Annotated in this window: 21 protein-coding genes; 11 read left to right on the plus strand and 10 right to left on the minus strand. The window is 70.4% G+C overall.

All coding sequences use genetic code 11. The annotated features are described in order from the left end of the window. Positions 1–216: 216 nt before the first annotated feature. Positions 217–1,107, plus strand: a complete 891-nt coding sequence (locus tag IPK24_17080; protein MBK8077230.1) for an alpha/beta fold hydrolase — start codon at positions 217–219, stop codon at positions 1,105–1,107. Between the two features lie 50 nt (positions 1,108–1,157). Here IPK24_17080 and IPK24_17085 read toward each other — a convergent pair whose 3' ends face one another. From IPK24_17085 to IPK24_17110, 6 genes are all read right to left on the minus strand, one after another. Next, the gene (locus IPK24_17085) at positions 1,158–2,357 is read right to left on the minus strand and encodes a YbfB/YjiJ family MFS transporter (protein MBK8077231.1); all 1,200 of its coding nucleotides are present in this window, start codon (positions 2,355–2,357) and stop codon (positions 1,158–1,160) included. A gap of 208 nt (positions 2,358–2,565) precedes the next feature. Beyond that, the gene (locus IPK24_17090; GenBank protein ID MBK8077232.1) at positions 2,566–4,134 is read right to left on the minus strand and encodes a cation acetate symporter; all 1,569 of its coding nucleotides are present in this window, start codon (positions 4,132–4,134) and stop codon (positions 2,566–2,568) included. Continuing rightward, positions 4,131–4,544, minus strand: coding sequence for a DUF485 domain-containing protein (locus IPK24_17095; GenBank protein MBK8077233.1), 414 nt, complete (start codon positions 4,542–4,544; stop codon positions 4,131–4,133). Before IPK24_17095 ends, IPK24_17090 begins: the two co-directional genes overlap by 4 nt. Positions 4,545–4,798: 254 nt before the next feature. Beyond that, the gene (locus IPK24_17100) at positions 4,799–6,298 is read right to left on the minus strand and encodes a wax ester/triacylglycerol synthase family O-acyltransferase (GenBank protein MBK8077234.1); all 1,500 of its coding nucleotides are present in this window, start codon (positions 6,296–6,298) and stop codon (positions 4,799–4,801) included. A 17-nt stretch (positions 6,299–6,315) separates the two neighbouring features. Then, positions 6,316–7,320: a 2Fe-2S iron-sulfur cluster binding domain-containing protein gene (locus IPK24_17105; protein MBK8077235.1), complete on the minus strand. Its 1,005-nt coding sequence runs from the start codon at positions 7,318–7,320 to the stop codon at positions 6,316–6,318. Between the two features lie 48 nt (positions 7,321–7,368). Further along, positions 7,369–8,397, minus strand: a complete 1,029-nt coding sequence (locus IPK24_17110) for a hypothetical protein (protein MBK8077236.1) — start codon at positions 8,395–8,397, stop codon at positions 7,369–7,371. 240 nt (positions 8,398–8,637) lie between these two features. On the opposite strand from IPK24_17110, the gene IPK24_17115 reads away from it, so the two are divergent. The 9 genes from IPK24_17115 (at position 8,638) to paaN (ending at position 18,484) form a co-directional block, all read left to right on the plus strand. Continuing rightward, positions 8,638–10,185 (plus strand): 3-hydroxyacyl-CoA dehydrogenase, encoded by a 1,548-nt coding sequence (locus IPK24_17115; protein MBK8077237.1) that lies wholly within the window; start codon positions 8,638–8,640, stop codon positions 10,183–10,185. A gap of 77 nt (positions 10,186–10,262) precedes the next feature. Beyond that, the gene (gene pcaF / locus IPK24_17120; GenBank protein MBK8077238.1) at positions 10,263–11,462 is read left to right on the plus strand and encodes a 3-oxoadipyl-CoA thiolase; all 1,200 of its coding nucleotides are present in this window, start codon (positions 10,263–10,265) and stop codon (positions 11,460–11,462) included. Positions 11,463–11,551: 89 nt separating this feature from the next. After that, entirely contained in the window at positions 11,552–12,544 is a 993-nt protein-coding gene (gene paaA, locus IPK24_17125) for a 1,2-phenylacetyl-CoA epoxidase subunit A (protein MBK8077239.1), read from the plus strand. Then, complete coding sequence (paaB, locus tag IPK24_17130; protein MBK8077240.1) at positions 12,541–12,867, plus strand: 1,2-phenylacetyl-CoA epoxidase subunit B; 327 nt, start codon at positions 12,541–12,543, stop codon at positions 12,865–12,867. The genes paaA and paaB overlap by 4 nt, the downstream gene beginning before the upstream one ends. Further along, positions 12,864–13,649, plus strand: coding sequence for a phenylacetate-CoA oxygenase subunit PaaC (gene paaC, locus IPK24_17135; protein ID MBK8077241.1), 786 nt, complete (start codon positions 12,864–12,866; stop codon positions 13,647–13,649). The genes paaB and paaC overlap by 4 nt, the downstream gene beginning before the upstream one ends. After that, positions 13,646–14,176: a phenylacetate-CoA oxygenase subunit PaaJ gene (paaJ, locus tag IPK24_17140; GenBank protein MBK8077242.1), complete on the plus strand. Its 531-nt coding sequence runs from the start codon at positions 13,646–13,648 to the stop codon at positions 14,174–14,176. Before paaC ends, paaJ begins: the two co-directional genes overlap by 4 nt. Continuing rightward, positions 14,176–15,333, plus strand: a complete 1,158-nt coding sequence (gene paaK / locus IPK24_17145; GenBank protein MBK8077243.1) for a phenylacetate-CoA oxygenase/reductase subunit PaaK — start codon at positions 14,176–14,178, stop codon at positions 15,331–15,333. The genes paaJ and paaK overlap by 1 nt, the downstream gene beginning before the upstream one ends. Positions 15,334–15,395: 62 nt before the next feature. Then, positions 15,396–16,751: a GNAT family N-acetyltransferase gene (locus IPK24_17150; protein MBK8077244.1), complete on the plus strand. Its 1,356-nt coding sequence runs from the start codon at positions 15,396–15,398 to the stop codon at positions 16,749–16,751. A 53-nt stretch (positions 16,752–16,804) separates the two neighbouring features. Further along, the gene (gene paaN / locus IPK24_17155; protein ID MBK8077245.1) at positions 16,805–18,484 is read left to right on the plus strand and encodes a phenylacetic acid degradation protein PaaN; all 1,680 of its coding nucleotides are present in this window, start codon (positions 16,805–16,807) and stop codon (positions 18,482–18,484) included. Positions 18,485–18,503: 19 nt separating this feature from the next. On the opposite strand, the gene IPK24_17160 is transcribed toward paaN, so the two are convergent. The 4 genes from IPK24_17160 to ettA form a co-directional block, all read right to left on the minus strand. Beyond that, complete coding sequence (locus IPK24_17160) at positions 18,504–19,112, minus strand: TetR family transcriptional regulator (GenBank protein MBK8077246.1); 609 nt, start codon at positions 19,110–19,112, stop codon at positions 18,504–18,506. Positions 19,113–19,133: 21 nt separating this feature from the next. After that, positions 19,134–19,511, minus strand: a complete 378-nt coding sequence (paaI, locus tag IPK24_17165) for a hydroxyphenylacetyl-CoA thioesterase PaaI (protein MBK8077247.1) — start codon at positions 19,509–19,511, stop codon at positions 19,134–19,136. A gap of 85 nt (positions 19,512–19,596) precedes the next feature. Next, positions 19,597–20,382 carry an enoyl-CoA hydratase/isomerase family protein gene (locus IPK24_17170; GenBank protein ID MBK8077248.1) on the minus strand — a complete coding sequence of 262 codons (786 nt, stop codon included), beginning with the start codon at positions 20,380–20,382 and terminating at the stop codon, positions 19,597–19,599. 216 nt (positions 20,383–20,598) lie between these two features. After that, positions 20,599–22,275, minus strand: coding sequence for an energy-dependent translational throttle protein EttA (gene ettA / locus IPK24_17175; protein MBK8077249.1), 1,677 nt, complete (start codon positions 22,273–22,275; stop codon positions 20,599–20,601). 72 nt (positions 22,276–22,347) lie between these two features. Here ettA and IPK24_17180 point away from each other — a divergent pair, with 72 nt between their 5' ends. Beyond that, on the plus strand, positions 22,348–23,781 hold the full coding sequence (locus IPK24_17180; protein MBK8077250.1) for a class II fumarate hydratase: 1,434 nt from the start codon (positions 22,348–22,350) through the stop codon (positions 23,779–23,781). Positions 23,782–23,879 lie beyond the last annotated feature (98 nt).

Here is a 23,879-nt window from a genome sequence, read left to right on the forward strand (position 1 = left end):
GTCCTTGTGAGCGAGCCGGGGGTTTCGATGCCTTGCCGCACAGCCGTCCTGGGAGCAGAATGTAACCGACCGTTCGTTCAGCTGCATAGACCTCTGGTGTCGGATTTGTGATGATCATCGTGAAGCACTGTTCAGCTCCGTTCCACCCGGTTGCCGCCTGCCCCGATCGAGCAGGTTCCCCCGTCCAGTCCCATCGCTCCATCTCGAGGAGCCGACATGTCCTCCGATGACATCCTCGACCTGCTCTCGGGCATCTCGAAGGCCGAGGTAACCCATCAGCAGATCCACATCCGTGGCCTGAACCTGCACGTCCAGGTCTGGGGGGAAGGCCCACCGCTGCTGCTCTACTCGGGCATCTTCGGCGAGGTCGACCTCTGGGAGACGTTGCTGCCCTACCTCAAGGGATTCCGCACCATCGCGTTCGACCCGCCCGGCATCGGCAAGTCACAACTGCCCCGGGTGCCCATGACCATGTTCACCCTGGCCGAGCTCGGCACGCTCGTGCTCGATCTGATGGGCATCAAGAAGGCACACGTCCTCGGTGCCTCCTTCGGTGGCGCGGTCGCCCAGCAGATGGCCTTCATGCACCCGCGCCACGTCGACCGGCTGGTGCTGGTCTCCACCTCCTACGGAGGAGGTGCCGTGCCGGGCAATCTCAAGGCGTTCTGGCACTTCATCCAGCCGTCCAGCTATCGCCCGCCACGCATGGAACGCGTAGCCGGCGACATGTTCGGTGGGCGGTTGCGCGAGGAACCCGAGCTCATGTCGCAGCTGCACGTGAGCCGGCCGACGAGCATGCGGCACGCGGTGTTCCGGATGGTGCCGCTCTGGGGCTGGTCGAGCCTGCCCTGGATGTGGGCGATCCGGCAGCCGACGCTGATCGTGGCCGGTGATGACGATCCGGTGACCCCACTGGTCAACCACAAGGTGATGAAGACCCTCATCCCCAAGGCCCGCCTGCACGTGGTCGAGGGCGGCGGCCACATGGCGCTGCTGGACAGCCCCGAGCGGGTCGGCCCGGTGATCACGCGGTTCCTGCGCGGTGAGGACGACGAGCAGCCCCAGGCCTCCTCCGGACGCTGGCGCGGCCTGCGCCGCCTCGGCTGACCAGCGCATCGTTCGACCAGCGCATCGTTCGACCAGCGCATCGACGGCGATCAGGGCTGCCGGGCGGCGGGCGGGCGCAGGGCCAACGACAGCAGCGCGGCCCCTGCCGCGAGGGTTGCGGTGAGCCGGAATGCCGAGGAGAAGCCGCCGCTCGCCTCGGCCATCGCCCCGGCGACGATCGGGCCCAGCGCCTGACCCGCTCCGAAGGTCACGGTGAGCCGGCCGAAGGCGGTCACGGCCTGCCCCGGGCCCATGTAATCCCCGACGGCCGCCCCCATGATCCCCGGGATGCTCCAGGCGCTGACCCCGAAGAGCAGCACACTGAGCAGGATCGTGGCCACCGGCGCGAGGGCGAGCCCGACCAGCAGGTAGGACGCACCGTGCAGGGCGAACACGACAGCGAGCCCGATCCGGCGTCCGGCGCGATCCGACAGCGCACCGAAGACCGGACCGGACAGGATGCTCAGCGCGCCGACCACGAACCAGAATCGTCCGGCAGCCCGCTCGCTGAAGCCTCGCTGGACCAGCGTCTCGACGATGAACGTCACGTACACGACGTAGGTGAACCCGAACAGGAAGTAGATCGCCCCGAGGTGCACCATGGTGCGGGCCGCACCCACCGACCGCGGGTTCGCCACCTTCGGAGCGCTCGTCCCGCCGCGGTCGGCCGGTGCGGCCACGGGGTCGTCACCGTGGGGGGCCAGGCCCAGCTCGCGAGGGTGGTTGCGCAGGAACACGCCCACCGTGATCGCGACGGCGAACACCACGGCAGCCAGGATCGCCCAGCCCAGCCGCCAGCCCGGCGCCCCCCAGCGGGCGGTCAGCTCCGGGATCAGCAGCCCGCTGCCCATCAGGGCGAACCCGCTGCCGATGACCATGATCCCCGAGGCGCGGCCGCGCGCCCTCCGGTGGAACCAGTGCGGCACCAGCCCCATCACGGCGACGTTGGCGACACCACTGCCCACCCCGGTGATCAGGTACGCGGGAAGGATCACCGCGACACCGGCTGCCCCGGCCACCACGCCGAGGCTCGCCGTGACGGTCAGCAGGGCCGCGAGCACCGTCCGGCGAGCACCGATCCGGGCCACCACCTGCCCCGCGCCGAGAGCGCCGACCAGGTAGCCGACGAAGTTGGCCGTGCTGATCCAGCCCAACACGGTGTAGGACAGGGCGAGGTCGGCGCGCATCGAGGGCAGCAGCATCCCGAGGGAGAACCGTGCGATGCCCAGGCAGGCGAACACGGTGGCCATGCCGAGCAGCGCGATCACCCAGCCGTAGTGCACCCGCCCCGCGAGCCACCCCACAGCACCCGGTGCCCGGACGGCGCGATCCGGCGGCCGATCGTGTCCCACGCTGCTCCCCTCGGCTCCGCGCCGCCGCCTGCAGTGCGTGGCCCAGGGGGCGAGGTCCGGGGTCCCGCCGAGCGCAGGCGGGACCCCGGACGCTCTCACCCCCCGATCAGACCGCGGCCTGGCGACCCTGTGCGGTCAGGTCCACAGACTTGGTCGGGTCGATACCGGTGACGGCCTGCACCTGGATCCGGTCGAAGAGCCGGTTGGCCGAGGCCAGCGCCTCACCCTTGGGTTGAGTGGCCAGCGAGACCAGGTACATGACCAGGAAGCCGACCGGCACCGAGATGATGCCGGGGCTGCTGATCGGCAGCAGGGCCTTGTCGGCCGTGCCGTGGAACGTCGGACTGAGCAGGATGATGACCACGGCCGTGACCAGACCGGCCACCATGCCGGCGGTGATCCCGGCCGCGGTCGCCCGCCGCCAGTAGATGGTGAACAACAGTGCCGGCAGGTTGGCACTGGCCGCCACCGCAATGGCCAGCGTGGCCAGGAAGGCCACGTTCTGCTTCTGCGCGGCGAGCGCGATCAGCATCGAGATCAGCACGCTGATCACGGTCGTGGCCCGGGCCACGGTGAGCTGTTTGGTGTGGTCGATGTGGCCCTTGCGCATCAGCTTGCCGTAGATGTCGTGCGAGACCGCACCGGTGGTCGCGATCACCAGGCCGGACAGCGCCGCGAGGATGGTCGCGAAGGCCACCGCCGAGACGAACGCCAACAGCAGGTCACCACCGAGCGTGTCCGCCAGCTGCGGCATGGCCAGGTTGCCACCCTTGCTGGCCTTGACGATCGCAGCCTTGCCCACCAGCAGCATCGCGCCGTAGGACACGAACGGCAGGGTGATCAGGAACACCGCGAAGATCCAGATCGCGGTCACCGCCGACGTCCGGGCGGCAGCGCCGTCCCGGACGGTGAGGAACCGGATCATGACGTGCGGCAGGCCGAGGACACCGAGAGTGACGCCGAAGATCAGCGAGAACTGCTCCCACTGCGCAGCCGTCCCCTTGCGCGCCGGCATGAGCGCCGCGTTCTTGGTGGCCTCGCCCGCCTCTTGGAAGATCGCCAGCGGGTTCCAGCCGAACTTCGACAACACCAGCACCAGCAGCAGCGCACCGCAGAACAGCAGGATCGCGGTCTTGACGATCTGGATGTAGGTGGTGGCGATCATGCCGCCGAACAGGGTGTAGATCAGGGTGAGCAACCCGATGGCCCCGGCCGCCTGCCAGTACTTCACCCCGAAGAGCAACTGCACCAGCAGGGCTGCACCGACGAACTGCGCCACGATGTAGAGCAGCGACACCACGACCGAGGACGTCGCGATCGCGGCCCGCACGCCGTCCCCGTGGAACCGGGAGGCGAGCACGTCCCCCAGGGTGAAGTGCCCCAGGTTGCGCAGCGGCTCGGCCACCAGCAGCAGGCAGAGCAGGTAGGAGATCGGGATGTACACGGCGAGGTAGAACCCGTTGAACCCACCCAGCGCGATCGCGCCGGTGGTGCCCAGGAACGTGGCCGCCGAGATGAAGTCCCCGGCGATCGCGACGCCGTTCTGCCGCCCCCCGATCGCTCCCTTGGCCACCAGGTGGGACTCCACGCTCTTGTTGCGCTTGCCGGCCCAGTAGGTGATCCACAGGGTGACGGCGACCAGCATCAGGAAGAGGGTTGCGGACTCGGTGTTCATCGGGGGTCCTCCTCGTCCAGCCGAGAGCCCTGCACGTGCTGGAATTGCTCGTCGCCGTCGCCCTCGGCAGCCGACTCGTGCGTCTCCATCGTGGTCCAGTCGTCGTAGTGGGTTCCGGCGGCCGCGGCGCCCGCGATCGGGAACTGCTCCTCGAGCTGCTGCATCCGGCGGCGGTAGATGGTCGTCAGGATGACCACGAAGAAGAACTGGGCGAAGGCGTAGATGTAGGCCCAGGTCATGCCGCTGAAGGCCAGCCCGTCCAGCACGGAGGTGAAGTTGGTGAGCACCTGCTGCAGGAAGAAGAAGGCCAGGGTGGCGATCGCCATCGGGATCACCAGTTTGTGACGGGCCTGGACCATGTCGGCGTACCGATTGGTCGTCGCCCTGTTCGCATCATCGAGAGTGGGCATGTGCGTGTCGTCCTTTCCGCCGACGACCGGGATGCGGGAATCGACCCGGCTGGAGGTGTCGGTCAGGGGTTGGGATGGACGGCGCCCGCGGTCGCCAGGTCGGCGAACACACGGTTCCGCGCAGGGCCTGCCCTGTACGGATGCCGGCCAGTATTTCCGACCGAACGTTCTGTTGTCTATGTCCCGAGGAGACCCATTTCACAGCCTTGTCGACGCCGCGAGCTGCCCGGGCGAAGTCGTTGGCCGCGAGGGCGTCATGTGGTGGTGGCCTGCCGCAACACCGTCAACTCCTCGCGCAACAGGTCGGCAAGATGGTGCAGGTCCGCAACCAGATGCGGGTCGGCCAGCAACCCCCAGCACAACCGATCCGCGAATCCGAAGACGCTGATGTTCAAGCCCTGGCCGTGCACCAGGACCGACACCGGGTGATGCCCGACGACACGGGCACCGGCCAACGACAGCGGGCCCGCCGGGCCCCGCACGTTGGCCACCATGACGTTGAACGCGTTCACGTGTCGCATCACCCGCGACGAGAGCCACCACCCTGCCTCCGCCACCACCGGCGGTGCGTACTCCGCGGCGTCCGACACCAGCCCGCGGGTCAGGTTGTCGTGACGCTGCAGCGCCGTCGTCATGCCCTCTCGGACGGCGAGCAGCCGAGCGAGCGGGTCGGCGAGCTGGGTCGGCAGCGGGCTGCGCACCAACGCCAGGCGGTTACCGAAGGAGTCGCTCTGCGCAGCGGTGCGCTCCGAGACCGGAACGGCCGCGAGCAGCGGGACGGCCGGCAGCGCCTCGTGCTCGATCAGCCATCGGCGCAGGGCACCGGCGCACAACGCCATCACGATGTCGTTGACCGTCGCTCCCCCGGCTGCCCCCCCGCGACGGATCCGGTCGACCTCGGCCAGCGGGAACTCGCTCAGCACGCAGGCCCGCGCCGGAGTGATCTCGGCATTGAACGGCGTCCGGGGTGCACGTACCGGCAGTACCCCGGCGTCGGTTGCGACGTCGGAGGACCCTGTGGCGGGCAGGCGACGGACCACCGCCTGAGCCACCGCGGGCGCCCGCGTCATCATCTGGACGCCGAGCCGCATGCTGCGCAGGCCGGTGCGGGTGATCGACCAGGCGCTGCGGCTGATCAGGTCGAGGTGGCTCGGCACCGGCTCCGGCCGCCACTGCGGTGCATCCGGGTCGGCGCCGAGTTCGGCGCCCGACTCGACGGGCTGGTCGGCGAGGCTGGCAGGGAGCGCGGCGGCGTCCGTGGAATCGGCCGACAGGTCCGGCTCGGTGTCCTCGAACACCGCCGCGATCAACGCGCTGCCCCCGACGCCGTCCATCACCGCATGGTGGATCTTGAAGTAGACCGCGGCCCGCCCGTCGGCGAGGTCGCCGAACAGATACACCTGCCACAGGGGTAGCGCCCGGTCGAGGTGCTCGGCATGCAACTCGGCGATCCGGTCGGCCAGCTCCCGGGTTCCACCGGGCGCCGGCACCGACATCTCGTGCACGTGGCGCGCGACGTCGAAATCGGCATCGTCCACCCAGTAGGGCTGGTCCAGGCCGAACACCACGCCCATCAGCCGCTGCCGCAACACCGGCACCCGGTGCAGTCGAGAGTCGATGTGTGCCCGCAGCCGGCTCAGGTCCAGCGCCCGGGCACCCTCGAGCAGGGTGACGGTGCCGAAATGCCCGCACACGGCGTCCGACTCCATCGCCAGGAACTCCGCGTCCAGCCCGCTGAGCTGTCGCACGCCCATCGCCCCTCCCTCACCCGTCACTGCTCGTGGAACCCCTCGGTGTGCAACAGGTTCCCGGGCGCACCGAGCGCCGACACCGCCGAGACGCAGGCGTCGACGAAGTCCTGCCTGCCCGCCACGAAGACGCTGTGATCGCGCAACGAGCGCACCAGGGAGCCCAGGATGTCGGGAATCCTGCCATGGCACATGCCGGGGACCCGCTGCCTGGTCAGGGTGGGGACGTAGTGGAAGTTGGGGTGGCGCTGCTCCCAGTACCGCAGCAGGCCGCGGTCGTACAGGTCCTCTTCACGCCGGGCCGAGAACACCACGGTCACCTCGTACGGGAACCCCCGGCGCAGCGCGGCCTCGCTCAGTGATCTGATGGGCGCCAGCCCCGAGCCGGCGGCCAGGCACAGCACCGGGCTGCACACGGAGGGATCGCCGACGAATGTGCCGTGCGGGCCCGACACCCGTACCGCGGCACCGGGCGTCAGACCGTGGAGCCAGCGGCTGGTGAACCCGCCGTCCAGCCGGGTGACGTGCAACCGCAGTTCGCCGTCCGGGTGAGGTGCCGTGGCCAGCGAGTACGAGCGCAACGGGACGCCGGCTGCCGGATCGCCGATTCTGATGTACTGCCCCGGCCAGAACCGCAGCTCCTCGGCGAGCGGGCGCAACACCAGCTCGGTGATCCGCGGGGTGCGGGGCAGCGAGTCGACCAGCACGAACGGCCAGTCGTCACGAGCCGGGAACAGCGTGGGCCGCGCGTCGGGGGTGCCCCAGTCGATCTCCAGCTCATCGCCGGTGAGCTTGGCCATACACATCAGCCCGTAGCCGGCGGCGCGATCCTCGGCCGACAGCGCCATGTCGAGCACGAAGCCCTGGTCGAACTCACCCGAGCGCACCCGAACCCGGCACTCGCCGCAGGCTCCGGCCCGGCAGTTGTTGGGCAGCGCGTAACCGGCTCGCTCGAGCGCTTCGAGTACCGTGTCGCCCCGTTCGCAGGGAACCAGGTGCGACGAGGGGTACAGCCTGATCTGTGCCATCCGCCGCCCTTCCCGACGTCCCGGTGCGCACCTGCCCGTACGCGAGGATCAGAAGACCGGGACGACATCCCTCAGGTCGATGTCGGTGACCTCCTCACCGGTGATGCCCACCTCGGGAATCGCCGGGAACGGGATGCCGTACCGGTCGAGCACACCCTTGAGATTGAGCATGGCGCGGCGCCAGTTGTCCCGCTTCTCCTCGTAGGCGGGAATGGCGAAGCCGGCCCGACGGGCGACGTCCTCGGCCTCTCGCTGGGTGGCGATGAAGTCCTCCGGCAGGTCCCAGAACTCGGCCGGCGGCTCGAACAGCACCGCGGACAGGAACAGGTAGCCAGCCCGGATCTGCTTGGTGATCAACGGGTGGCGCGACACGTCCAGGCGGGGATAGTCGCGCTCCATCAGCGCCATGCAGATCCCCATGTGGCGCCCCTCGTCGCGACCGATCCGCCGGAAGGCGTCCTGGAACACGGTCTCGGTGCACCGGGCGGCCATCTGGTGGAAGATCGTCGCGGCGGCGATCTCACCCATCAGGAACGAGGAGAACAACACCGCCAGGTCGTAGTGCGGGACGGCGTCCTTGTAGGCCTCCCAATAGCGGCCCCCGTTGTAGAACAGCCAACGGACGTTCTTCTGCAGCCGCTGCCCCAGCTCGGTCCTCGGCTGATAGGTCAGCGGATCCTCGTGCCCGAGCACACGGGCCAACGAGAGCCGACACATCTGCTCGTGCACCTGCTCGTCCCGGGTGACGCTGAGGAAGCAACGCCGCACCACGTCGTCCTCGTGGTTCTCGTAGGTCTTGACGAGGGCGGTGGCGAACACCGGCGGCGCCGAGGCGTCGAAGACCGACAACAACGTCCACCAGTAACCGATCGCCTCGCGCTGTTCCCAGGTGTACTTGGCCGGGTTGAACGAATCCCAGGCGAGCTTGGCCGGATCCCAGAGTTCCTTCTGCGCCGAGGCCCAGATCTCCTCCAACTTCGCCGGCCCCGTCGGCCAGCTCAGCGGGTAGATGTTGGGTTGCCGAGTGTCCGGGGGGTACTCCTGCAGGTGTGCGATCTTCTCGTGGTGAGCGGACACGGGACATCTCCTCTTCGTCAGGCGGCCGGGGCACACGCCGTCCGGTACCGGGGTGACCCCGTCGACGGAACGTTTACCGACTGATCGTTCGGTTATATGGTTAGCAATCTGAGCCGCACCCGCACCTACTGTCAAGGCATGTCACCGGTGACCTTTCGCCCCGAAGGCGGGTACTTCCGACCGACCCCGCACGGCGACATACTGAACATTCGGTAATCACGGCAGGATCGAGGAGAGGTCATGTCCCACGGGCTGGAGCCGAGCGCCGGGATCGGGGTCGTGGGGGTCGGCACGATGGGGTCCGGCATCGCGCAGATCGCTGCCCTGGCGGGCCATCAGGTGATCATGGTCGACGCCGTTGCGGGGCGAGCCGACGAAGCCGTCGGGCGACTCCGAGCGCAGCTGGCCGCCCTGGTCGCCAAGGGCCGGCTCGACGCCGCTACCGCCGAGGCGACCGGCGACCGGCTGGGCTCGGGCGACGACCTCGGCGCCTTGGCACCGGCGGCGCTGGTGATCGAGGCCGCCGCCGAGACCCTCGACGTCAAGACCGCGCTGTTCACCGCGCTCGAGGCGATCGTCGATGAGGACTGCATCCTCGCCACCAACACCTCCTCGCTGTCCGTCTCGGCGATCGCCGCTGCGCTACGCCGGCGGCAGCGCCTGGTCGGCATGCACTTCTTCAACCCGGCGCCGGTGATGCGGCTGGTCGAGGTGGTCTCGGGGCTCGACACCGATCCGGCGGTGGCCGAGCGGGTCGCGGCCACCGCGCGCGCCTGGGGCAAGAGCCCGATCCACGTGGCCTCCACGCCGGGGTTCGTGGTCAACCGGGTGGCCCGGCCCTTCTACGGTGAGGCGCTGCGGGCGGTCGAGGAACGCGCCGCCGACCCGGCGACCATCGACGCGGTGATCCGCGAGTGCGGCGGCTTCCGCATGGGCCCGCTGGAACTGACCGACCTGATCGGCCAGGACATCAACCACGCCGCCAACCGCAGCGTCTGGGAGGCCTTCGGCCACGATCCGCGCTACACCCCGTCGCTGGCCCAGCGCGCCCTGGTGGACGCCGGACGGCTGGGTCGCAAGAGCGGGCGCGGCTTCTACTGCTATGACGGCGCCGAGCGGCCGGCCCCGGCAACGGCCGATCCGACACCGGCGCCGGCCGAGGTGAGCGTGCAGGGCGAATGGAGGGTCTGGTCACCGCTGTGGGACCGGATCGCGGCCGGGGGCGTCACCGTGCACCGCACCCCCGCGACCGAGCGAGCAGCCGGATCGGCGGCCGGGCCGGCACTGGCCCGGACGGCAGGCATCACCCTGGTGCCCACGACCGGTCGCACGGCCACCGAGCTGGCCCGCGAACTCGGCGGACCGGTGGCGGTGATCGACCTGGTACGCGAGGCGGCGACCAGCCCGCGGTGGGCCATTGCCGTCGACGACGGTTGCCCACCGGCGGCGCGCGCAGCGGCGGTCGGGCTGCTGCAGGCCGGCGGCGCCGCAGTGAGCGTGGTGGCCGACGTCCCGGGACTGGTGCTGGCGCGCACGGTTGCCATGCTGGTCAACGAGGCGGCGGACGTCGCCGGGCGGGGCGTGGCGCGGGCGATGGACGTCGACCGCGCCATGGAATGGGGCGCGAACTACCCGCAGGGGCCACTGACCTGGGGGGACGAGGTCGGGGCCGCCTGGGTGGTGGCACTGCTGGACACCCTGGGCGCCTACCACGGCGACGGCCGGTACCGGCCGTGCCCCACCATGCGCCGAGCGGCCCTGGGCGCTCGATCCCTGCGCGACCTCTGAGGCGAACCCGGACGCGCACGAACCACCGACGAACCACCACGACGAACCACACGACGAGGCTGGAGAGCGAGCACACCATGGTCGAGGCCTATCTGGTCGATGGCACCCGAACCCCGATCGGACGCTACGGGGGTGCGCTGGCCCCGGTGCGGCCGGACGACCTGGCCGCCCACGTGCTCGGCGCCCTGGTACAGCGGCTGCCGGGTGTGGACTGGGACGCGCTGGACGACGTCCTGCTCGGGTGCGCCAACCAGGCCGGCGAGGACAACCGCAACGTCGCGCGGATGGCGGGCCTGCTCGCCGGGCTGCCGATCCAGGCGCCGGGGGGCACGCTCAACCGGCTCTGCGGATCGGGCCTGGACGCCGTCGGGCTGGCGGCCCGCTCGATCCGCGCCGGCGACGCCGATCTGGTGATCGCCGGTGGCGTGGAGAGCATGAGCCGGGCACCGTTCGTGGTCCCCAAGGCGACCACGGCATTCAGCCGGTCCACCGAGATCCACGACACCACGATCGGTTGGCGCTTCGTCAACCCGCGGATGCGGGTGCTGCACGGCACCGACTCGATGCCACAGACCGCCGAGAACGTGGCCCGGGACCTGGGGATCAGTCGCGCCGACCAGGACGCCTTCGCGCTGCGCTCGCAGACCCGCGCCGCGGCGGCCATCGCCGACGGCCGGCTCGCCCGAGAGATCACGCCGGTGCCGATCCCGCAGCGTTCCGGCGACCCGGTGCTGGTCGAGGTCGACGAGCACCCCCGCAAGACCACCGCGGACTCGCTGGCCTCGCTGCGACCGCTGTTCCCGGACGGCACGGTGACCGCGGGCAACTCGTCCGGGGTCAACGACGGTGCCGCCGCCCTGCTGATCGCCTCGGCCCGCGCGGTGGAGCTGTACGGGCTGAAGCCGCTGGCGCGAGTCACCTCGATGGCCGCGGTCGGCGTCCCGCCTCGCATCATGGGCATCGGACCGGAGCCGGCCACCCGCAAGCTGTTGCGGCGCAACGGGCTCGACCTCGCCGAGATCGATGTGATCGAACTCAACGAGGCGTTCGCATCCCAGTCACTGGCGGTGTTGCGCGGGCTGGGCCTGGGCGATGACCCCGACCACGTCAATCCGCACGGCGGAGCGATCGCACTCGGGCACCCGCTCGGCATGAGCGGCGCCCGGCTGGCGCTGTCCGCAGCGATCGAGCTGGCCGATCGGGGCGCCCGGCGCGCGGTGGCGACCATGTGCATCGGCGTGGGACAGGGCATCGCGCTGCTCCTGGAGCACGCGTGACCTGCTGTGCGGGAACGGATGTCCGAGGCGTTGACTTTGTCCTCGAGGAACTAGAAACTGACTGAACGTTCGTTAATTGGAGGCATGCTGTGTACGGCAACTACGACACCGAGATCGCCCCCGCCCCCGACGACGGCGCGACAGATCGCCAGGCGCAGTTCGACCAGTTGATCGCCGACGATCAGCGCATCGAGCCCCGCGACTGGATGCCCGAGGGCTACCGCAAGACGCTGATCCGCCAAGTGGCCCAGCATGCCCACTCGGAGATCATCGGCATGCAGCCGGAGGGCAACTGGATCACCCGGGCGCCGAGCCTGCGACGCAAGGCGATCCTGATCGCCAAGGTGCAGGACGAGGGCGGCCACGGGCTGTACCTGTACTCGGCCTGCGAGACCCTGGGCGTCGACCGGGACGACCTGCTCGACCAGCTACACGCCGGTCGGCAGCGGTACTCCAGCATCTTCAATTACCCGGCCCTCACCTGGGCCGACGTCGGCGCGATCGGCTGGCTGGTCGACGGCGCCGCGATCATGAACCAGGTGCCGTTGTGCCGGTGTTCCTACGGCCCCTACGCCCGGGCGATGATCCGGATCTGCAAGGAGGAGTCCTTCCACCAGCGGCAGGGCTTCGAGATCCTCTACACCCTGGCTCAGGGCACCCCGGCCCAGAAGGAGATGGCCCAGGACGCGGTGAACCGGTTCTGGGCGCCGGCCCTGATGATGTTCGGCCCGCCGGACGCCTCCTCGCCGCACTCGGTGCAGTCGATGGCCTGGGGCATCAAACGGTTCAGCAACGACGAACTGCGCCAACGGTTCGTCGATATGAGCGTGCCTCAGGCCGAGGTGCTGGGCCTGACCCTGCCCGATCCCGACCTGCGGTGGAACGCCGAGCGTGGCCACTACGACTTCGGCGAGCTCGACTGGGACGAGTTCAGCCGTGTGATCGGCGGCGACGGCCCCTGCAACGTCCAGCGCATGACCCGCCGGATCCGCGCCCACGAGGAGGGCGCCTGGGTCCGGGAGGCGGCTCAGGCCTACGCCGCCAAGCAGGCAGCCCGCACCCAGGAGGTGGCAGCGTCATGACCCAGACCTCGCACAACCCCACACCGACGAACGGTTCCGGTCGTCGTGGCTGGCCGCTGTGGGAGGTGTTCATCCGCGCCCGCCGCGGCCTGGCCCACCAACACGTCGGCAGCCTGCACGCCCCGGACGCCGCATTGGCACTGCAGAACGCCCGAGACACCTATACCCGCCGCGGCGAGGGGGTCTCGATCTGGGTGGTGCCGTCGACCGCAATCGTGGCCAGCAGTCCGGAGGAGAAGGACCCGTTCTTCGACCCGGCGCTCGACAAGGCCTACCGGCACCCGACGTTCTACGACATCCCGGAGGGGGTCGAGCACCTGTGACGCCACCCCCCGTGACCAGTGCCCTGGCCATCGGGGCGCTGCCGGCCACCGCACGCTATGCACTGGCCCTGGGCGACGACGCGTTGATCCTGGGCCAGCGGCTGGGTGAGTGGATCGCCGATGCGCCCCAGCTCGAGGAGGATCTCGCGCTGGCGAACATCTCCCTCGACCTCATCGGCCAGGCACGCATCCTGCTCAGCTACGCCGGCGAGCTCGAGGGCGCCGGCCACACCGAGGACGACCTCGCCTACTGGCGCGACGACAACCAGTTCCGCAACGTGCACCTGGTCGAGCAGCCCAACGGCGACTTCGCGGTGACCATGGCGCGTCAGCTGGTGTTCGCCTCCTACCAGTACGAGCTGTACCGGGCACTGCAGGACTCCGGCGACGAGGCCCTGGCCGCCCTGGCCGCCAAGGCGTTCAAGGAGGTCAGCTACCACCGCGAGCACGCCCGCACCTGGGTGGTCCGCCTCGGGGACGGCACGCAGGAGTCGCACCGGCGCATGCAGGCCGGGCTGGAGGCGGTCTGGCCCGGGGTTCCCGAGTTGTTCGAGCCGGACGAGGTGACCCTGGCCCTGCCCAGCGTGGCGGTGGACCCGGCAACGCTCGAGCCGGACTGGGGCCGTTTCGTGGACGACGTGCTGGCCCAGGCGACGCTGACCCGGCCCACGCCGCGGTGGCGCTCGCGGGGCGGGCGCTCGGGGCTGCACACCGAGCACCTGGGGCACCTGCTGGCCCCGATGCAGCACCTGCACCGCTCGCACCCGGGCGCCTCCTGGTGAGCGCGGAGGTGAGAGCCGTGACTGCCGACACCGCAACCCTTCTCGCGGCGGCACGCGACGTGCCCGACCCGGAGATCCCGGTGATCACCCTGGGCGACCTGGGCGTGATCCGCGATCTGCGGGTGGACGATGCGGGCACGGTCCACGTCGAGGTGACCCCCACCTACGTGGGCTGCCCCGCCACCGCGGTGATCGCCCAGGACGTCGCGACCGCGGTACGCGCGGCCGGGGCGTCTCGCGTCGAGGTGCACACGGTGCTCGCCCCCGCCTGGACCACCGACTGGATCAGCGAGGAAGGCCGGACCAAGCTGCGCGAGTACGGCATCGCGCCGCCCGGCCCCGTCGTTCCCCCGGCCTCGACCCGGCCCACCCGGGAGGGCGCGGTGCCGCTGCCTGTGCTGGTCCGCTGCCCGCGCTGCGGTTCCGCCAACACCCGCGAGGTGACGCGATTCGGCTCCACCCCGTGCAAGGCCCTGATGACCTGCCAGTCCTGTGCCGAACCCTTCGACTCCTTCAAGGCGATCTGATGGCTGACACCACTGCATCCGCTGCGGCGCAACCGACCCCGACCGGCACGCCGCGCCGGCACTCCGTCTTCCACTCCTTGCGGGTGGCCTCCATCGAGCGACTCACCGACGACGCCATATCGATCACCTTCGACGTCCCGGCCGACCTGCGCGAGGCGTTCCGCTTCCGTCCCGGGCAGCACCTGTCGGTGCGCGCCGAGGCGGTGGGTGACGACATCCGGCGCAACTACTCGATCTGCTCGGCGCCGAGCACTGGAACCCTGCGCATCGGCGTGAAACGCCTTCCCGGCGGGGCGTTCTCGGGGTACGCGACCCGCAAGCTGCTACCCGGCGATGTGCTGGACGTGATGACCCCCACCGGCAGCTTCGTGGTCGACCCCGACCCGGCCCGCCGGCGTCACTACGGGGCACTGGCCGCCGGTTCGGGGATCACCCCGATCCTGTCCATCCTGACCAGCGCGCTCGAGGTGGAGCCCGAGAGCGCCGCCACCCTGATCTACCTGAACAAGAGCACGCTCAACATCATGTTCCTGGAGGAGCTCGAGGACCTGAAGAACCGGTTCCCGGACCGGTTCAACCTGATCCACGTGCTCGACGAGGAGCAGACCGACGTCGACCTGTTGTCCGGCCGGCTCGACGAGGACCGGCTGCGCCGGATCATGACCCACCTCGTGCTCGTCGAGGAGATCGACGCCTGGTACCTGTGCGGGCCGTTGCCCCTGACCGACCTGACCCGCCAGGTGCTGCTGGACTCCGGCGTCCCCGAGGAGGCCGTGCACCGCGAGCTGTTCCACGTCGGCCCACCGGTCGACCGCGCGGCGATCGCGGCGTCCGGGCCGGGCGGAATGGGCGGCGCGACGGAGGCGGACGCGTCCACGGGGTCGCAGGTCACCGTGATCCTGGACGGGCGTTCGCAGAGCTTCCTGCTGCCCACCGAGGGCGCCTCGGTGCTGGACGCCACCCTGCGCTACCGGCGGGATGCCCCGTACGCGTGCAAGAACGCGGTGTGCGGCACCTGCCGCGCCAAGGTCGTCCAGGGCCAGGTGCGGATGGACTCCAACTTCGCCCTGGAGCCCAACGAGGTGGCCGCAGGGTTCGTGCTCACCTGCCAGGCCCACCCGGTCACCGACCAGGTGACCATCGATTTCGACCAGTGATCTCGACCGGCTCGATCCACCCGATTCACGGCTCGATCCACCCGACTTAAGGACACACGCAGATGGCCCTCGTACGCACCTCGCGTCGCGGTTCGGCACTCTTGATCGGTTTGCACCGACCGGACAAGCACAATGCCCTGGACGAAGTCATGGTCGCCGAGATCGACCGGGCGCTCACCGAGGCATCCCGGGAACCGTGCGTGGTGATCGTGCACTCCACCACGCCGGGCATCTTCGCCGCCGGAGCGGACATCGCCGAGCTGATCGAGCGGGACGCCGACGCCGCTCTGCGCGCGATCAACGCCGGCCTGTTCGACCGGCTGGAGGCCCACCGCTGGCCCACCATCGCCCTGGTGGACGGCCCTGCCCTGGGCGGCGGCTGCGAGCTGGCGCTGGCCTGCGACCTGCGCCTGGTCAGCACCCGTGCCCGGTTCGGCCAGCCCGAGCTCGGGCTGGGCATCCTGGCCGGGGCCGGCGGCAACTGGCGGCTGGCCCAGGCGGCCGGGCTGCCGGTGGCCCGGCGCATGCTCTACACCGGGCAGGTGCTGCAGGCCGCCGAGGCGGTCGAGGCGGGCCTGGCCGACGCGGTGCACCCGCCCGAGGACCTGATGGACGCCGGGCTGGCCATGGCCGAGACCGTGGCCGCCCGCTCGTGGCGGGCACTGGAACTGACCAAGCTGGCCCTGCGGATGCATCGTCCCGCGACCACCGGCTTCGACCTGGCCGCCCAGGCCCTGCTGTTCGAGAGCCAGGACAAACGGGACCGGATGGGCCGCTTCCTGACCCAGCGTGCCGAGCGTTCCGCCGCTCCCACGCCGGCCGAGGCCTCGGCCACGGCGGCGCGGAGCACCGCGGCACCCGCCGGCGGTGCCCCGTCGAACGGGACGGCCAAGGCACCCGTGCCCCCGTTCCACCTGCGCCAGCTCACCATCGAGGACGGCCTGGACCTGGCCGCCTCACCCCAGCCGGGGGCCTGGCAGGTGTACGACGCCATGCAGCCCTTCCCCGCCGACGAGGGGTACCGGGCGGTGGTCGACAGCGAGGGCAGCCTGCTCGGCTACTGCTGCCTCGGCGAGGCGGCCCGGGTGCCGGGGGCCGGCGGCACCCCGGTCGTCCTCGACGTGGCGATCGGCATCCGGCCGCAGCTGTCCGGCAAGGGCTGGGGCGCCGCGCTGGGGCGCGCCGCCATCGAGTACGCCCGCAGCGTCGCGGCCGATCGGCGGCTGCGCACGACCGTGCCCGAGTGGAACACGGTCGGGTTGCGGGTGGCCGAGCAGTCCGGTTTCACCCCGGTCACCACGGTCACCCACGACCGCAAGCGGTACGTCGTCCTGGAGTCCTCCGGGGCGCAGGAGCCCGTGGCCCAGCACCCCTCCACCGAGCAGTCCCCCCGATCCGCGGCGCCACGTCCCGCGTGATCTCCGCCCCGCCCGTCCAGGCCGTTTCGAGCGCACTTTTCCCGAGGAGCGTCATGTCCGAGTCCCCCGACTTCTTCGCCCGCCACCGCGAGCTGCTGGAACGTGCTGTGCGTGCCACGACGGAGCGCGCCAGCTGGTCGCCCTACCCCGAGATGCCCAACGACCCTTCCTACGGCGAGAACGGCATGGCCGCCGGCGCCGAGGCCTTCGAGGCGCAGCTGGGCAAGCCGTTCGAGCTGGGCCAGCCAGGCGAGCTCGTGGCCGCCGGCGAGGTCTCGCCGTACGGGCTCGAGCTGGCCATCAGCTACCCCTACCTCGCCCCGGACGAGGCGGTCGCCACCGCCAAGACCGCGGGCCGGGCCTGGCGCCGGGCCTCGGCGGACACCCGGGCCGGGGTGGCGGCCGAGATCCTGGCCCGGCTCAACGCGGCCAGCTTCGAGATCGCCCAGGCGGTGCAGCACACCACCGGGCAGGCCTTCGCCATGGCCTTCCAGGCGGGGGGTCCACACGCGCAGGACCGCGGCCTGGAGGCCGTCGCCTACGCCTGGGCCGAGCAGAAGCACCACCCGGCCTCGGCGATCTGGAGCAAGCCGCAACGCAAGGGTGACCCGATCACCATGGAGAAGACGTTCACCCCGGTGGGGCGCGGCGTCGCCCTGGTGATCGCCTGCGTGACCTTCCCGACCTGGAACAGCTACCCGGGCCTGTTCGCCAGCCTGGTCACCGGAAACCCGGTGCTGGTCAAGCCGCACCCGAGGGCGATCCTGCCGCTGGCGGTCACCGTGCGGATCGCCCGCGAGGTGTTGGCCGAGGCGGGCTTCGACCCGAACGTGGCGCTGCTGGTGCCCGAGAAGCCGGGCAGCCCGAACGCCGGCGACCTGGCCCGCCACCCCGACGTGAGGATCATCGACTACACCGGGTCGACGTCCTTCGGTGACTGGCTGGAGCAGAACGCCCGTCAGGCCGTGGTCTACGCCGAGAAGGCGGGCCTGAACACCGTCGTGCTCGACTCCACCGACAACTACAAGGGCCTGCTGGCCAACCTGGCCTTCTCGCTGTCGCTGTACAGCGGGCAGATGTGCACCACGCCGCAGAACCTGCTCATCGCCCGTACCGGCATGAGCACCGACCAGGGGGTCAAGACCCCCGGGCAGTTCGCGCAGGACCTGTCCGCAGCCCTGGACGGCCTGCTCGGTGACCCCAAGCGGGCCGCCGGAATCCTCGGTGCCATCACCAGCACCGCCGTGACCGAGCGGCTGGAGCAGGCCGCCGCCACCGGCTCGGTGGTGCACCCGTCGTCCGCGGTCGAGAACCCGCAGCACCCCGAGGCCGTGGTGCGCACGCCGCTGGTGGTGGCGCTCGCGTCGACCGGCGAGGAGGTCTACACCCGGGAGTGGTTCGGACCGATCTCATTCGTGATCGAGACCGAGTCCACCAAGGAGAGCCTCGAGCTGCTGCGCCGCACCGTCGGCGATCACGGGGCGCTCACCGCCATGGTGCACTCGACCGACCCCGAGGTTCTCGAGGCCGCCCGGGACGCCGCGCTGGACGTCGGCGTCCACCTGTCGGAGAACCTGACCACCCCGGCGGTGTTCGTCAACCAGACCACGGCGTTCAGCGACTTCCACGGCAGCCCGGCCAGCCCGGCAGCGACCGCGGCGCTGTCCGACCCGGCCTATGTGACCGGCAGGTTCACGACGTTGCAGAGCCGCCGCCACGTGGCCCCGGTCTGATCGGTGGGTGGTACCGGCCTCAGCAGCGCAGCCCGTCGAAGCTGACGGCGACGATGATGTCGGCCAGTTCCTGCGGGTTGTCGCCGCGCCGGGGCCGGTACCACTCGACCACCGAGTTCACCATGCCGAACAACAGGCGCGCGGTGATCGCCGGCACCACGTCGGCGCGCAGGTGACCCTCGTCGCGGGCCTGCTCGACCATCTCGGTGACCAAGGCGTCGAACTCGCGCCGCCGGGCCAATGCCTTGCGCTCGATCTTGGTGTTGCCGCGCACCCGAAGGAGCAGCGTCACGAACGGCAACTCGTCGATCAGCAGCAGGACACTGTTGTGCACCAACAGTTCCAGCCGGTGCAGCGCCGTCCCCTCGGCCGCCTTGACCTCCTCCAGGACGGCGAACAAGCCGTCGAGAGCTCGGTTCACGCCGAGCCGCAGCAGTTCCTCCTTGCCGACCACGTGGTGATAGATGGCCGACTTGGTGATGCCGAGCTCGCGGGACAGGTCCTCCATGCTGGTGCCGTCGTAGCCGCGTTCGTTGAACACCCGGACGGCGCCGCTGAGCACCGACTCGAGGTGGTGCCCGGGGCGGCCCCGGCGGGCCTGCGCTGGTGGCGAGGTTCTGGCTGCCATGGCCGGAGTATTCCCTACCGATCAGCGTTCGATCGTGCGGCTGCGTCCGCGGAACTCGAGCACGACGTCCTGCGGTGCGTCGTTGCGGTACACCGTGACGTCATAAATCCCGTTCCGCCCGTAGCGCACACGCTCGGTCGCGACCGCTGTCAGCTGGTCACCGACGTGGGCTGGTGTGATGAACGACACCTCGGCGCCCGAGGCGACGGTGACCGGGCCGTAGCTGTTGCAGGCAGCCGCGAAAGCGGTGTCGGCGAAGGCGAACAGGTACCCGCCGTGGGCGAGATAGTGCCCGTTCACCATCTCCCCGGTGACCGTCATCGTGAGCGTCGCCGAGCCACCGGCGGCACGCTGCAACTGGATCCCGAGGACCTGCGCCGCGATGTCGTCCTCGAGCATCCGGTGCGCGGCGTTCCGCTCGCCGTCCATGTCTCATACTCCCTATCGTGGGTGGGCACGTCCGGGCACATCGGGCTCGACCGGGCTAGCGCGCGGTGAACACCGGCTTCTGTTTGGCGAGGAAGGCCGCCACCGCGCCCTGATGGTCGGTGGTGGCACCGAGTCGCAGTTGCCCGGTTCCCTCGGTCGCGAGCACCCTGGCGAGGTCGGCTCCCCAGCCCTCGCGCATCGCCCGTTTCGCCTCGGCGTAGGCCAGAGTGGGCCCGGCAGCCAGCCGGGCGGCCAGTCGCTGGGCGCTCGCTGCGAGCTCGGCGACCGGGACCACGCGCCCCACCACCCCCCAGGCGAGCGCCTGCTCGGCGGTGAAGGGCTCGGCCAGCAGCACCAGCTCGCTGGCCCGGGCGGCGCCGACGGCGCGGGCGAGCGAGGCGGACAGCCCGGAATCACAGGTCAGGCCGATGGCCGTGAAGGCGGTGCCGAACCGGGCGGTGTCGGCGGCGATCCGCACATCGCAGGCCAGCGCGAACCCGAGGCCGGCGCCGACGCAGCTGCCGTTGATCGCTGCCACCACAGGCTGCGGCATGGTGACCAGGGCGGTCACGATCGGGTTGTAGTGCTCGGTCACCGTGGCGAAGGCCGCCTGCGGGCCACCCGAGCGCAGCGCGGCGGCGTGCTCGGCCAGGTCCTGCCCGACACAGAAGGCACTGCCCGACCCGGTGAGCACCACCGCGCGGACCCCAGGATCGCCCGAGACCTCGAGCAGCGCATCGCGCAGCGCGCTCTTCAGCTCGGTCGTGAGCGCGTTGGCGCGCTCGGGCAGGTTCAGCGTGAGGGTGGCGACCGCGTCGTCGTCGGTACGGAGCAGGGGCACACGGTCCTCCCGGGGGACGGCGATGAGCCCGGTCACATTCCTGACCGAACGGTTGGTTAATCATCGCGATCCGGGCGAACCGTTGTCAATGGGCGACCGCCGTCGCCGGGGGCAGCCGGCGGACATCGTCGGTACCGGCGGCCAGCCCCACGATTCGGCGCATTCAGCAGGGTACGAGCGGGTGTGGATGCGGTTGCTCGGTGCCGCTGAAGGGTCTCAGTCGCGGGTGAGCTTGCGGTAGGTGACGCGGTGGGGGCGGGCGGCGTCCTGGCCGAGACGGGCGATCTTGTTCTCCTCGTAGGAGGCGAAGTTGCCCTCGAACCAGAACCACTTGGACGGGTCCTCCTCGTCCCCCTCGTAGGCCAGGATGTGGGTGGCCACCCGGTCGAGGAACCACCGGTCGTGGGAGATCACGACGGCGCAACCGGGGAACTCGAGCAGCGCGTTCTCCAGCGATCCCAGCGTCTCGACGTCCAGGTCGTTGCTCGGCTCGTCGAGCAGCAACAGGTTGCCACCCTGCTTCAGGGTGAGCGCCAGGTTCAACCGGTTGCGCTCACCCCCGGAGAGCACCCCGGCCGGCTTCTGCTGGTCCGGACCCTTGAAGCCGAACGCCGAGACGTAGGCGCGAGAGGGCATCTCGACCTGGCCGACCTTGATGTGGTCCAGCCCGTCCGAGACCGTCTCCCACACGTTCTTCTTCGGGTCCAGCCCGGATCGGCTCTGGTCGACGTAGGAGATCTTGACCGTCTCGCCGATCTTCAGGTCCCCCGAGTCGACCGGTTCGAGCCCGACGATGGTCTTGAACAGGGTGGTCTTGCCGACGCCGTTGGGGCCGATCACGCCGACGATGCCGTTGCGCGGCAACGAGAACGACAGCCCGTCGATCAGCACCCGATCGCCGAACCCCTTGCGCAGCTTGTCGGCCTCGATGACCACCTGACCCAGCCGCGGACCCGGCGGGATCTGGATCTCGTCGAAGTCGAGCTTGCGGGTGCGCTCGGCCTCGGCGGCCATCTCTTCGTAACGGGCCAGACGCGACTTGCTCTTGGTCTGGCGTCCCTTGGCGTTCTGGCGCACCCAGGCCAGCTCCTCGGCGAGGCGCTTGGCGAGCTTGACGTCCTTGCGGCCCTGAACCTGCAGCCGCTCCTGCTTCTTCTCCAGGTAGGTGGAGTAGTTGCCCTCGTAGGGGTAGAGCCGGCCGCGGTCGACCTCGGCGATCCACTGCGCGACGTTGTCGAGGAAGTACCGGTCGTGGGTGACCGCGATGACGGCGCCGGCGTAGGCGGCCAGGTGCTGCTCCAGCCACTGCACGCTCTCGGCGTCCAGGTGGTTGGTGGGCTCGTCGAGCAGCAGCAGGTCGGGCTTGCTCAGCAGCAGCTTGCACAGTGCCACCCGGCGCCGCTCACCGCCCGAGAGCACCGTCACGTCGGCGTCCGGCGGCGGGCAGCGCAGCGCGTCCATCGCCTGGTCGAGCTGGGCGTCCAGGTCCCACGCGTCGGCGTGGTCGATGTCCTCCTGCAGCCGGCCCATCTCCTCCATGAGCTCGTCGGAGTAGTCGACCGCCATCTTCTCGGCGATCTCGTTGTAGCGGTCGAGCTTGACCTTGATCTCGCCGAGGCCCTCCTCGACGTTGCCCAGCACGCTCTTGTGCTCGGTCAGGGCCGGCTCCTGCATCAAGATGCCGACGGTGTAGCCGGGCGACAGACGTGCCTCGCCGTTGGAGGGCTGATCGAGCCCGGCCATCATCTTCAGGATCGTGGACTTACCCGCGCCGTTCGGGCCGACCATGCCGATCTTCGCGCCAGGGAAGAACGACATGGTCACGTCGTCGAGGATGACCTTGTCCCCGACGGCCTTGCGAGCCTTGGTCATGGTGTACACAAACTCCGCCATGCCCGAAAGGCTATCCGGCCGCACGCGGTGCTCTCACCACGCCGCCCGTCCCCGCAGGTGTCACGCTGAGGCATGAGCGAGCACGAACACGACGTCGAGCATCCCCTCGACGGACCGGACCGCAACGCCCGCCGGACCGAACGCGACAGCATGGGCGAGGTGTCGGTGCCGGCCGGCGCCTTGTACGGCGCGCAGACCCAGCGCGCGGTGGACAACTTCCCGATCAGCGGGTTGCGGCTCAGCCGCTCGATGATCTGGGCACTGGGCACGGTCAAGGCCGCGGCGGCGACCGCCAACCGCGAGCTCGACGTGGTGGACCCGGCGATCACGATCGCGATCGAGAGTGCCGCCCTCGAGGTGGCGGGTGGCGCGCACGACGCGCACTTCCCGGTGGACGTGTTCCAGACCGGGTCGGGCACCTCCTCGAACATGAATGCCAACGAGGTGATCGCCCGCCTGGCCTCGGCCCGGCTCGGCGAGCCGGTGCACCCGAACGACCACGTCAACGCGAGCCAGTCGAGCAATGACGTCTTCCCGACGGCGATCCACCTGGCCGCGACCCGGCTCGTGGTCCGCGACCTGCGCCCCGCGCTGGCGCATCTGGCCGCGGTCTTCGAGGACGCCGCGGCGCGGGCCGACGATGTGGTCACCGCCGGGCGCACCCACCTGATGGACGCCACGCCGGTCACGGTGGGCCAGGAGTTCGGCGGGTACGCCGCCCAACTGCGGCGCGGCGTCGAACGGCTGGACGACGCGCTGCCCCGTCTGGCCGAGGTACCCCTGGGCGGTACCGCCGTGGGCACCGGGCTCAACGCCCCGGCCGGCTTCGCCGAGACCGCCCTCGCGATGATCACCGAACGCACCGATCTGCCGATCACCCGGGCGCGCAATGCCTTCGAGGCTCAGAGCGCCCGCGACAGCCTGGTCGAGGCCTCCGGCGTGTTGCGCACCATCGCGGTGAGCCTGACGAAGATCTGCAACGACCTGCGCTGGAAGGCCTCCGGACCCACCGCCGGGCTCGCCGAGATCCAGCTGCCCGACCTGCAACCGGGGTCCTCGATCATGCCGGGCAAGGTGAACCCTGTCGTCCCCGAGGCCGTGCTGCAGGTCTGTGCCCGGGTGATCGGCAACGACGCCACGATCGCCTGGGCCGGGGCGAGCGGCGCGTTCGAGCTGACCGTGATGATGCCGGTGATGGCCCATGCCCTGCTGGAGTCGATGGACACTCTGACCAACGCCGTCCGACTGCTGGCCGACCGCTGCGTCAGCGGCATCACCACGGACGCCGCGCGCTGCCTGCGCTACGCCGAATCCTCCCCCGCGCTGGTCACCGCGCTGAACCCGCTGATCGGTTACGAGGCCGCCGCCCGGATCGCCCACCACGCCGTGGCCCACGGGACGACGCTGCGTGAGGCGGTGACGGAGCTGGGGTTCCTCGACCGCGGTGACCTGACGGCCGAGCAGCTGGACGCCGCGCTCGACGTCCGGACCATGACCGGGCCATGACGGGGCCATGACCGGGCCGTGTGAGAGAGGGCCATTGCCGACCGATCACCGTGGCACCCAGCCCGACATGCCCCGTCAGGCATGATCACGTTGAAGAT

It is taken from the genome of Kineosporiaceae bacterium, assembly GCA_016713225.1.
Classification (GTDB): Bacteria; Actinomycetota; Actinomycetes; order Actinomycetales; family Kineosporiaceae; genus JADJPO01.